This window comes from Stieleria sp. JC731, assembly GCF_020966635.1.
GTDB lineage: Bacteria > Planctomycetota > Planctomycetia > Pirellulales > Pirellulaceae > Stieleria.
Genome location: NZ_JAJKFQ010000003.1, coordinates 122,460 through 133,695, shown reverse-complemented (window position 1 = coordinate 133,695; position 11,236 = coordinate 122,460). Strand labels below are relative to the sequence as shown.

At 52.9% G+C, this 11,236-nt stretch carries 9 protein-coding genes and 2 rRNA genes; 10 read left to right on the top strand and 1 reads right to left on the bottom strand.

Going from position 1 to position 11,236, the window contains the following annotated elements; all coding sequences use genetic code 11:
• Window positions 1–81 (top strand): 23S ribosomal RNA (locus LOC67_RS11315); the annotation flags it as partial.
• A gap of 118 nt (window positions 82–199) precedes the next feature.
• Window positions 200–308: ribosomal RNA gene (rrf, locus tag LOC67_RS11310) — 5S ribosomal RNA — on the top strand.
• Between the two features lie 571 nt (window positions 309–879).
• Here rrf and LOC67_RS27580 read toward each other — a convergent pair.
• Entirely contained in the window at window positions 880–2,250 is a 1,371-nt protein-coding gene (locus tag LOC67_RS27580; protein ID WP_230262710.1) for a tetratricopeptide repeat protein, read from the bottom strand.
• Between the two features lie 515 nt (window positions 2,251–2,765).
• Between LOC67_RS27580 and tssA the strand changes: the two genes are divergently transcribed.
• The 8 genes from tssA to tssG all read left to right on the top strand — a co-directional run bounded on the left by tssA (window position 2,766) and on the right by tssG (window position 11,224).
• Complete coding sequence (gene tssA, locus LOC67_RS11300; RefSeq protein ID WP_230262709.1) at window positions 2,766–4,025, top strand: type VI secretion system protein TssA; 1,260 nt, start codon at window positions 2,766–2,768, stop codon at window positions 4,023–4,025.
• A gap of 60 nt (window positions 4,026–4,085) precedes the next feature.
• Window positions 4,086–4,616 carry a type VI secretion system contractile sheath small subunit gene (gene tssB, locus LOC67_RS11295; RefSeq protein WP_230262708.1) on the top strand — a complete coding sequence of 177 codons (531 nt, stop codon included), beginning with the start codon at window positions 4,086–4,088 and terminating at the stop codon, window positions 4,614–4,616.
• A gap of 7 nt (window positions 4,617–4,623) precedes the next feature.
• Complete coding sequence (gene tssC, locus LOC67_RS11290; protein ID WP_230262707.1) at window positions 4,624–6,120, top strand: type VI secretion system contractile sheath large subunit; 1,497 nt, start codon at window positions 4,624–4,626, stop codon at window positions 6,118–6,120.
• 98 nt (window positions 6,121–6,218) lie between these two features.
• Complete coding sequence (locus LOC67_RS11285) at window positions 6,219–6,704, top strand: Hcp family type VI secretion system effector (protein ID WP_230262706.1); 486 nt, start codon at window positions 6,219–6,221, stop codon at window positions 6,702–6,704.
• A gap of 280 nt (window positions 6,705–6,984) precedes the next feature.
• Window positions 6,985–7,863 (top strand): type VI secretion system accessory protein TagJ, encoded by an 879-nt coding sequence (locus tag LOC67_RS11280; protein WP_230262705.1) that lies wholly within the window; start codon window positions 6,985–6,987, stop codon window positions 7,861–7,863.
• Complete coding sequence (gene tssE / locus LOC67_RS11275) at window positions 7,863–8,360, top strand: type VI secretion system baseplate subunit TssE (RefSeq protein WP_230262704.1); 498 nt, start codon at window positions 7,863–7,865, stop codon at window positions 8,358–8,360. The genes LOC67_RS11280 and tssE overlap by 1 nt, the downstream gene beginning before the upstream one ends.
• Window positions 8,361–8,372: 12 nt before the next feature.
• The gene (gene tssF, locus LOC67_RS11270) at window positions 8,373–10,244 is read left to right on the top strand and encodes a type VI secretion system baseplate subunit TssF (protein ID WP_230262703.1); all 1,872 of its coding nucleotides are present in this window, start codon (window positions 8,373–8,375) and stop codon (window positions 10,242–10,244) included.
• Window positions 10,208–11,224: a type VI secretion system baseplate subunit TssG gene (tssG, locus tag LOC67_RS11265; protein WP_230262702.1), complete on the top strand. Its 1,017-nt coding sequence runs from the start codon at window positions 10,208–10,210 to the stop codon at window positions 11,222–11,224. Before tssF ends, tssG begins: the two co-directional genes overlap by 37 nt.
• Window positions 11,225–11,236 lie beyond the last annotated feature (12 nt).

Below are 11,236 nucleotides of genomic sequence, written 5' to 3'. Positions count from 1 at the left end.
GACGACCTGGTTGATAGGCCGGATGTGTAAGCACGGTAACGTGTTAAGCTAACCGGTACTAACGGACGAAGGATTGGCCATCGATATCCCGCACTCATGATTCTGTCATGGTAGCTTCGGATTCAACCGCTAGTCCCGCAAGGACTGCCATTACCAAACAACCGGCGGCATGCTGGGTGAAATATCTCTCATGCCGTCTTTTGGCGACCATATCGGAAAGGTCCCACCTGTTCCCATCCCGAACACAGTAGTTAAGCTTTCCGAGCCGATGATAGTGCACACCAGCGTGAAAGTAGGTCTCGCCATTTTTTTAAAAGCCCTTTGGTTGATTCAACCAAAGGGCTTTTTTTATGCGCCGATCGGAAGCAGACCGATCGGACTGATTTGACAGATTGGACGGATTCTTTATCTGACCGATCAGTCAGATCGGTCTAATTCAGGATCGGTCCAATCTGTCCGATCCGTCGAATCGGTCGGTTCGGTCGGCGATCCAGAGCTGCAATCAGCTCAGCAGCTGGGCGAACTGTCCAGCGGCACGCACAGCTAACCGCTGCTGGGTTAACGTCAGACCGATCGGACTGATTTGTCGTATCTGACCGATTCTTGATCCGACCGATCAGTCCGATCCGTCCAATGAAGGATCGGTCCAATTTGTCCGATCCGTCGAATCGGTCGGCGATCCAAAGCTGCAATCAGCTCTGCAGCTGGGCAAAATTTCCGGCTTCACGCACAGCTAGCCGCCGCTGGGCTAGCTACAGACCGATCGGACTGATTTGACAGATCCGACCGATTCTTGATCCGACCGATCGGTCAGATCTGTCTAATTCAGGATCGGTCCAATCTGTCCGATCCGTCAGATCGGTCTGTAATCAGCACCAATCAGCGTTGCTGCAACACTTCGATGGCCGCTTGGCAATCACGGTAACCCGGCCAAGCTGGGCCGCCGAGTTCAATGGCCCGCTGCAGTTCGCTGATGGCCTCCGCAAATCGTTTGGTCTTTACCAGCAGCATTGCCTTGGCAAAGTGTCCATCGGGCATCACTGGATCTAGCTCGATCGCATGGTCCAGGTCGGCGATCGCCAAGTCGTATTTCTCCAAGGCCGCGAATAGGTTCGCACGAAACAGCAATGCTGAGTATGGCTCTTCACTACGTTCGATCAGCTCGGCCGCGATCAATGTAGCCCCTGCAGCATCACCTTGGTCAAGCATTTGGCTAGCGCGGGCCATGCCCATGTTGATGATCTCCGCATTGGTAGGTGGCTGTCGCCGGAGCTCTGACGTCAGCCGCGAGATCGGGTAGTTCTCAAACCATAGTCGATGCGACGCCGGCAGGATGATCGATAACAATAGGCAAGCTGATAGAAGTCCAACGCGTTTCTTCTGATCAAACCTTTGAACTCCCAGGATTCCAGCAGCCACGATTGGTGTAAGCATCTCTAGGCTGCGGTGCATGTCACCGGCGATCAACAGTGCAGCAAGCGATGTCAGCAAGGTTGTTGCCAGAGTGATCCACCAGAGCGTTCGTGGCGCCGACTGCCGCCTCTGGATAAGGAATACAGCAGCAAAGATCCATACGATTCGATACCCTTGCCATAAACCTGAAAGGAAAACAGCTGCGGGGATTTGGCGTATGGCCGACGTGTGCTCAGTCGTGTAGGCACCCGCGACGTTGTCTGCTCCGAATGTGAGCGAAGCGATCCGAATGATCGGATAGATCGCTCCAGTTGATGCGATTAATACCAGCGTTCGCATGATGCTTTCGCCGCCTTCTTGGGTCGGTTGCCGTTCGATCGCTCGGACGGCCAAGACCATAGGCAAAGCGAGTGTGAATCGTTCGTCGACCCAGGGCGTAGCGATGCAGGCGATAGCGATCAGCCAAAGCCTTTGGTCAAAGGTTGTGATCAATAGTCCCAGGACGAGCCAGCTGTCAAAGTAGGCAAGCCAGCCAGTCGAAACAAAGTACCAGGGCAGCATGGCGAAAAGCGTTGTCGCCAAAAGCACCGTTAGTTTCTCTGCACCGCGATGCAGCATGGTGTTCGCGAAGTAGGCCAACGTCAGAAAGCAGCCGAGCAGCGGCAAGCACAGGAACTGCCAATCGCGGAGGTGTAAAAGGTTGCCGATCAGCGGGAACAGAAGCCGCCACTGGATTACGCGGCTGTTGCTGTTGTTGATTGTTAACCAGGGATCGGCAACTTGGCGCAGTGTGTCGTGTGCTCGGTCAACTTCAGGGACGAAATAGCTGTTCCACACAGAGAATCGGGGCGCAAAAAAAAACTGGTGACAAGAGCTGCCACCGCAGCGACGATGAATGCGCTAACGAGACGTTCGCGTCGACTTGTTGTTGAACTTGCTTCCATGGTTTCCTCGAATCTGCACACCCGCACATCTCTTCATTTAACCACCACTAACGCTGGTGGTATCGGCGTGATTTCGAGACCGATCGGTAAGTTTTGAACATTGCTGGACAATGAAACTGAAACCGGTACCGTTGACACGCACGATTCAGATTCTGCTAATCTAAGTTCGTTGATCGCTCAACACATTCCCGCAAATTTGGCTCAAGAAACCTTGGCCTATTGCCGCAATATGCGCGGCACCATCGTTAGAAACTGAACATCCCGTCCAGTCTGTCGGATGGCTTGATTAGGCCCCAAAGACTTCGGCGCAGTTGGACGCGTTGATATAAGGAGTGGTTTACAGTTCCGAAGACCCTTCGAAAGAGTCGTTGCTAGCTGCCCTGATGATTGTGTCACCCAAACGTGGTCATGATCTTCGCATTGATGCAAGTTGCACTGCGAGGACATGCCACAACTCAAGCGATTGGCCCTATGGACCTGACGGACCTCGACAAACTGCTTCAACCCTTATCCGACGATGAACCGTGCGGACCGGACTTGGAGTACGACGCTGACTTCGGCGAAATGGATCGCGCCGCGCAAGCGAAGCCGGAACAGCAGTACGGAAACACGATTGTTGCGGCTGAAGAGCCGGACTGGAAAGACGTCAAACGTCGCGCAGAAAGCTTGCTTGAACGCACCAAAGATATGCGAGTTGTCGTGCTGCTGGCGCGAGCGACACTTCACCAGGAAGGTTTTGTCGGATTTGAACGCTGCCTTCATCTGTTGCGCAAGTATGTCGAAACGTTTTGGGATACGGTCCACCCAGAATTGGATGCCGACGATGACAACGATCCGACCTATCGCACGAACACGCTAATCACACTTTGCGACGACGACACGACACTACGTGAAATTCGCGAAGCCCCGATCGTTTCGTCGAGAGCGGTGGGGCGTTTCAGCTTTCGTGATATCGAAAAGTCCCGCGAAGCGGCCGAGGCTGCCTCGAAGCCGGCACCCAAACAAGACGACGACGATTGGTCGAGCGGTTCGCAGTCCGAAGCATCGGATGAGCCCAAGGGCCCTTCGCCAGCAACGATCGACGCTGCTTTCACGGATGCCGCTGTTGAGGATATCCAAGCGACCGAAGAAGCAACCCGATTGGCTGCCGAGCACCTGGCGGAAATTGAGCGTCAGGTTACCGAGCACGTTGGTGTGAACCTTGCTGTTAGCCTCGCGTCACCACGGAACCTTCTTAACGAAATCAATCAACTCGTTGCCGGACAGCTAAAACGCCGTGGCGTTGGAATCGAGCCGGAGCCGACCGAAGCAGACGAAGCCGCTGGATCAGACGATGGTGTCGCAACCGGCGCCGTCAGTCAGACCGGTGCGGTAGCAGCGAGTCCAATGGGTTACGTTGGTGGAAAGATCGCGACACGTCAACAAGCGATTCAAGCCTTGGCGGACGTGTGTGATTACTACGAAACCAATGAGCCCTCTAGTCCGCTGCCTCTGTTGATTCGACGTGCTCAGCGTCTTTCATCGGCAAGCTTTCTTGACATCCTTCGCGATGTGGCCCCGGACGCGGTTTCCCAAGCCGAAGCATTGAGTGGCGGCGTTGCTTCTGTACCAAGTGATACATCAGAGTCCAATTCAAGTTCAGAATCGTCAAGCGACGACAGCTGGTAAAAAACATTCTATTGTCGCGGTGTTCTCAGGCACCGTAAAATATTCCCGTAGGAGTCACTCATGGCTAACTCTAGCGCCCAGAAGTTTATCGCGAGGAATCGAGCTCCTCGGGTACAGATCGAATACGATGTCGAAGTTTATGGTGCGGAAAAGAAAGTTCAGCTCCCATTCGTGATGGGCGTTTTGGCTGAGCTATCCGGCAAACCCGAAGAACCGTTGGCACCGGTTTCGGAGCGTAAAGCTTTGGAAATCGATGTCGATAACTTTGACGATCGTCTAAAGTCGATGAAGCCACGCGTTGCTTTCCAAGTTCCCAATACCTTGACCGGTGAAGGAAACATGGCGGTCGATCTGACCTTCGAAAGCATGGACGACTTTTCGCCCGCAGCGATCGCTCGCAAAGTTGATTCGTTGAACAAGCTGCTTCAAGCTCGTGAACAACTTGCAAACTTGCTGACCTATATGGACGGCAAAGATGGCGCGGAAGCGTTGTTGAACAAGGTCTTGCAAGACCCCGCGCTTCTTCAATCACTAAGCGCAGCTCCAAACGCTGATGCTGACTCCGCCGAAACACCTGCTACCGAGGAGTAATCGAGAAATGAGTTCTGCCGAATCATCCGCATCCGCTTCAGCTGGCGCTACCGTCACCAAAGACGAGTTTTCATCGCTACTGGAAAAAGAGTTTCGTCCCAAAAGCGATCAGGCAAAAGAAGCGGTCCAATCCGCAGTCCAAACGCTTGCCGAACAAGCTCTCGCACAAACATCGCTGATCTCCGACGACGCACTGAAGTCGATCGAAGCGATCATCGCGCAAATTGATTCCAAGCTAAGCGAACAAATCAACCTGATCTTGCACCACGGTGACTATCAGAAGTTGGAAGGTGCTTGGCGTGGTCTGCATCACTTGGTCAACAATACCGAGACCGATGAGATGCTGAAAATCCGCGTCATGAACATCAGCAAGAAAGAGCTGCACAAGACGCTGAAGAAATTCAAAGGGACCGCATGGGACCAAAGTCCGATCTTCAAGAAGATGTACGAAGAAGAGTACGGACAATTTGGTGGCGAGCCTTACGGCTGCTTGGTTGGTGATTATCACTTCGATCACAGCCCGCCAGATGTCGAACTGCTAGGTGAAATGGCTAAAGTTTCCGCTGCCTGCCACTCGCCTTTCATCGCGGGTGTTGCACCATCGGTGATGCAGATGGACAGCTGGCAAGAGCTGACCAATCCGCGTGACTTGACGAAGATTTTCCAGACTCCTGAATACGCCCCATGGCGTTCGCTTCGTGAGTCGGAAGATTCGAAGTACATCGGATTGGCAATGCCAAAGTTCCTGTCGCGTTTGCCTTACGGTGCGGCGACGGATCCTGTTGATGAATTCGCGTTTGAAGAAGACACCGAATCGGCCAACAGCGAAAACTATTGCTGGGCAAACGCCGCCTACGCGATGGCGACCAACATCACGCGATCGTTCAAGATGTACGGCTGGTGCTCGCGAATTCGCGGCATCGAGTCCGGTGGTGCTGTCGAGAACCTGCCATGCCATACGTTCCCAACCGATGACGGTGGCGTGGATATGAAGTGCCCAACGGAAATCGCGATTAGCGATCGCCGTGAAGCGGAGCTTGCAAAAAATGGCTTCATGCCATTGATCCACAAGAAAAACTCTGATTTTGCTGCCTTCATCGGTGCTCAATCACTGCACGCTCCCGCCGAATATGACGATCCCGATGCTACGGCCAATGCAAACCTAAGCGCTCGGCTTCCCTATCTGTTCGCGACCTGCCGCTTCGCTCATTACCTGAAGTGCATCGTGCGTGACAAAATCGGAAGCTTCAAAGAACGCAAAGACATGCAGGTTTGGCTCCAAGATTGGATCAACCAGTACGTCGACGGAAACCCAGGCACTTCGAGCGAAGAAACCAAAGCACGCAAGCCATTGGCTGACGCTGAAGTGGTTGTTGAAGAAGTCGAAGGGAACCCAGGGTACTACACCAGTAAGTTCTTCCTGCGGCCACACTACCAACTGGAAGGCCTTTCAGTTTCGCTCCGCCTGGTATCCAAACTGCCATCGGCGAAGGGGGGGGGTTGATCTCAACGGGTCAACCTATCTGCCAAACCGACCCGCAAGGCGACGGCCTTGCGATTATTAACTGAATCCAACAAAAAACTGCATAAAGGAAAACGACCATGGCTGTTGATATGTTTCTGGATATCAAAGGCGAAATCCAGGGTGAATCGCAAGACAGCGTGCACACAAACGAAATTGACGTGCTCGCGTGGAGCTGGGGAATGTCCCAAAGCGGTTCGTTCCACACCGGTTCTGGTGGCGGTGCCGGCAAAGCGAGCTTCCAAGATATCTCGCTGACGAAGTGGATCGATACTGCATCTCCGATCTTGATGATTTATTGCGCCAATGGCGACCACTTCCCATCGGCAAAATTGACCGTGCGTAAAGCCGGCAAGAATCCGTTGGAATATTTGATCATCGATATGAAAGATGTCTTGGTCACCAGCCTTTCGACCGGCGGCTCGGGTGGCGAAGATCGCCTGACAGAAAACGTCACGCTTAACTTCCGCCAAGTCAAAGTTAGCTACAAGGCACAGAAGAAAGATGGCTCGGGTGGACCTGAAAAGGAATTCACTTGGGACATCGCAGCGAACAAGCAACTGTAAGCTCGGTTCGCGATAAGACATTTGCCGGATCACAGAGTGACTTCGGATCCGGCATCTTTAATGCGACGATGTGGTATCGACCATACCACGTCGTCGCCTTTTTCTCCGTGATCGCATCCAAACCCATCGATGCGATCACGGAGGAAAAGAAAACCGATCTTTCCTTTCTCTTAAATTGCCTTTCTGAACGGTGAGCACGGGGGTGCTCCGCGAGTCAGCATTGTGTGCGATCGCACAAGCGGATGATCAGTCAGGCTGTCCAAATCCTGGAATTGATTCAATGCTGGCTGAAGATCTTTTGCGCGAAGGTAAGTTGGACGAAGCCTTCGCCGAGTTGAAACAACGGGTTCAGAAAGATCCGTCGGAAAGCAAGTATCGGATTTTCCTGTTTCAGATGCTGGCGGTTCTGGGGAAGTGGGAAAGCTCGCTGAACCAATTGGAAGTCTGCGGCCAGTTGGAAGCCAGCAATCTTGCCATGGTTCAGGCCTATCGTGAAGCGATCCGCTGCGAGGTCTTTCGCCATCGTGTCTTCGCCGGTGAGACTTCGCCATTGATTCTGGGTGAACCAGATCGTTGGCTTGCGCTTTTGATCGAAGCGTTGAAACATTCCGCGAAGGGTCAACATCAGCAAGCACAACAATTGCGCGCTGAAGCGTTCGAGTTGGCTCCGACAACCTCCGGGAATATTGTCTTGTCGAACGAAGAGAGCCAGCCGTTTGAGTGGATCGCTGATGCTGACCCACGGCTCGGTCCGGTGTTAGAAGTTCTGATGAATGGACAGTACTACTGGGTGCCATTCAACCGTATCGCACAGATCGATCTCGAAACGCCCTCGGATCTGCGAGACTTTGTTTGGTTGCCAGCTCATTTCGTTTTGGCTGGTGGTGGCGAGGCGTTCGGGATGATCCCGACGCGATATCCTGGTTCACACCTTGATCAAGATCCGTCGATCCGTTTGGCCCGACAAACACAGTGGGAACAAGCGGACGCGTCCATCGAAGATTTTTACGTTGGTAAAGGTCAGCGAATGTTGGTCACCGATTCAAGTGAACTGGCGTTGATGGAGATTCGGAAAATCAGTGTGAACGAAGTTCCGGAGCATCCTTCAGCAGAAGCTGAGCCGACCGAAGCGGTCTCTTCTGATTCGGTGGCCGACTGATGGCTGACCTAAGTTCCCAAGAACAGTTGTTTCCGTCGCTGCTGGATCGGCTAACAGACGAGCAACCGAATCAGAATCAAGAAGCGCGTGACAAGCGTGTTTTCTCGATTCATCGTTTGCGTGCAGCTGTTCTGCGCGATCTCGCGTGGCTTTTAAACACCTGCCATCTGGCTGCCGCAGAAGACTTGTCTGAATATAAGGAAGTCCGTCGTTCCGTGATCAACTACGGGATTCCTGACTTGACCGGAAAAACGGTGTCGGGCTTGCACGTTGAAGACGTCCAGCAAGCACTTCGCCAAGCAATTCTAGATTTCGAGCCTCGGATTCTTGCCGAAACCCTGGAAGTCCGCGGCAAGAAGGATCCGGAAAATCCGCTTACGAGTTCGCTGACCTTTGAAATCGAAGGCGAGCTCTGGGCGCGTCCTTATCCCGAACGATTGTATTTGCGATCGGAGCTGGATTTGGAAACCGGCGACGTCAACATTCACGAGGTGTAAGGAAGCCACATCATGGATCCACGCCTACTGACGTACTACAACCAAGAATTGCAATTTGTCCGCGAATCGGGGGCCGAATTCGCTGCGGAATATCCCAAGATCGCCAGTCGACTTGGGATCGATGACTTTGAGTGCGCTGACCCCTACGTCGAACGATTGTTCGAAGGATTCGCGCTATTGGCGGCGCGTATTCAGCTAAAGCTTGACGCCGAATTTCCGCGGTTTACTCAGCACCTGCTGGAAATGGTTTGCCCGCACTACTTGGCACCTCAGCCGTCGATGACGGTCGTTAACTTTCAACCTGACTTGACCGAAGGTGCGTTGGTCGATGGCTTCGAAATCGCTCGCGGCACAACATTACAAAGTCTGCTGGGCAAAGGCGAACAGACTCGCTGCACCTTTCGAACGGCGCACTCGGTGAAGCTGTGGCCGTTGAAGTTCTCAAAGGCAGATTATTTTTCACGCGACAACGCAACGCTCGGTTTACCGGACGATCCGTCTGTAAAAGCCGCTTTGGTATTCCGCTTCGACGCGACTGCGGGCTTGAACATCAATCAGTTGTCAATCGAATCTCTGCCACTGTTTATTCGCGGAAGCTCTGACGTTCCGATGCGTTTGTACGAACAGCTGATGTCGAACGTCGTTGGCATCGCTTTTCGTCCGGCCGGTTCAAAATCACCTTGGACTGTTAGACATGGCAAAAGCAATGTGCAACCGCTCGGGTTTGAAGACGAAAACGCTTTGATACCCAGCGGGCCGCGATCGTTTAGCGGTTACCGGCTACTGCAAGAATACTTTGCGTTCCCGCAAAGGTTCATGTTTGCGAACCTTTGTCACCTGAAGGAAAGCTTTGGAAAGTGCGATGATCAAGCGATTGAAATCGCGATCTTACTGAATCGTCGCGATCCACGGCTTACCAATCGCGTCGACGAGTCACACTTTGCACTACACTGCTCGCCGGCAATCAATCTGTTTGAAAAACGAGCTGATAGGATTCATCTAAGCGAACGGTTTTCGCAATACCAAGTCCTTCCTGATCGAACCCGTCCGATTGACTTCGAAGTCTACTCGGTCAAAGACGTCCGTGGTTACGGCAACAACAATGATCGGGAACAGGAGTTCAAACCGTTTTATCAGTTGAACGATGTTGCTGCGGATCAACAGAAACGGGCGTTCTATTCTGTGATTCGCCGCCCTCGAGTGCTTTCGGCAAAACACCGGCAGTATGGGCCTCGGTCCAGCTATGTCGGCAGCGAAACGTTTATCTCGCTGGTCGACGCCAATGAAGCTCCGTATTCACATCAGCTCAGGCAACTGGGGATTGATACGATCTGTACCAACCGCGATTTGCCGTTGCAGATGCCGGTTGGGGTGGGCGAGACAGACTTTACACTGGAAATCAGCGCACCGGTAAAGGCGGTACGTTGCCTCGCCGGTCCGACGAAGCCTGAGCCTTCGCGAAGCTATGAGAACGGTCAGACCACGTGGCGTTTGATCAGCCATTTGTCGCTGAACTATCTCTCGTTGACCAACACTGACGGCAGTGCCAGCGCACTGCGTGAACTGCTTTCGTTGTACTCCGATGTCAACAACGTTCTTGTCAACAAACAGGTCGATGCGGTTCGATCTGTCGAATCAAAGCCGGTCACTCGTCCCATTTCGACCGATGGTCCACTTAGTTTTGCACGCGGAACCGAGATCACGCTGAACATTGACGAGTCTGGATTCGAAGGCACCGGCGCGTTTTTGATGGCTTCGGTGTTGAATCAGTTTTTTGCGAAGTACGTATCGATCAACTCATTTACCGAGACGGTTTTTAGAACAACCGAGCGCGGTGAGGTAATGCGATGGCCCGCGAGGATGGGACGGCGTCACACGCTTTAGAAGTGACGCTGCAAAAAATGACCGAATCACCGTATCGCTTTGATTTTTATCATGCGATGCGATTGCTCGAGTGCGTGTTCGCAGACGCACCTCGGTATGGTCATTCCGTACGCCTATCGGACGACAAGGTTCGTTTGACTCAAGAGCCTTCATTGGCTTTCGCACCGGCTTCGCTTTCGAAATTCAGTGCTAGCGAACAAGGTGACTTTCACCGGATGGCCGTTCGGTTCTTTGGCCTTTGTGGCCCCAACGGTGCGTTGCCTTTGCACCTGACGGAATATGTTCGCGATCGCTTGCGGCATCACGACGACCCGACCTTTGCCGCGTTCCTAGACGTGTTCCACCACCGCATGCTGTCGTTGTTTTATCGAGCACATGCGGACGCCCAACCGACATCGCAATTCGATCGCCCCGACGACGATAGGTTTCAAGTTTTCGTGGCATCGTTGATGGGCACGGGGATGCAGTCGCTTCAACAGCGTGATGAATTTCCTGATTTGGCAAAGCTGTTTTACGCCGGTCGTTTCGCGTGCCAAGCAAAGAATCCGGAAGCTCTTCAGGACATGATTGGCGACTTCTTTCAGTTGCCCTGCAAGATCCAAGAATTCGTTGGCGAATGGACGCAAATCCCGAACGATTATCAGTTCCAACTTGGCGGCGACGAGAACTCCTCGACTTTGGGAGTCGCTTGCACGGTCGGCCCGGATGTTTGGCAATGCCAACAAAAATTTCGAATCAAGATCGGACCGGTCCGTTGGGAAGACTTCATCAGAATGCTGCCGGAAGGACGCAGCTTGGACCGGCTTTCAGATTTGGTCAAAAACTACATCGGCGAAGAACTTGCTTGGGATTTGAATCTAATTCTTCGTCAAGAAGACACACCATCATGGCAGCTCGGGCACGCTCAACTCGGTGAAACCATGTGGCTTGATAACGAAGGGGTCACACACGATCCCGATGATCTTTTAATCACCCTTTAGACAAAACATCGC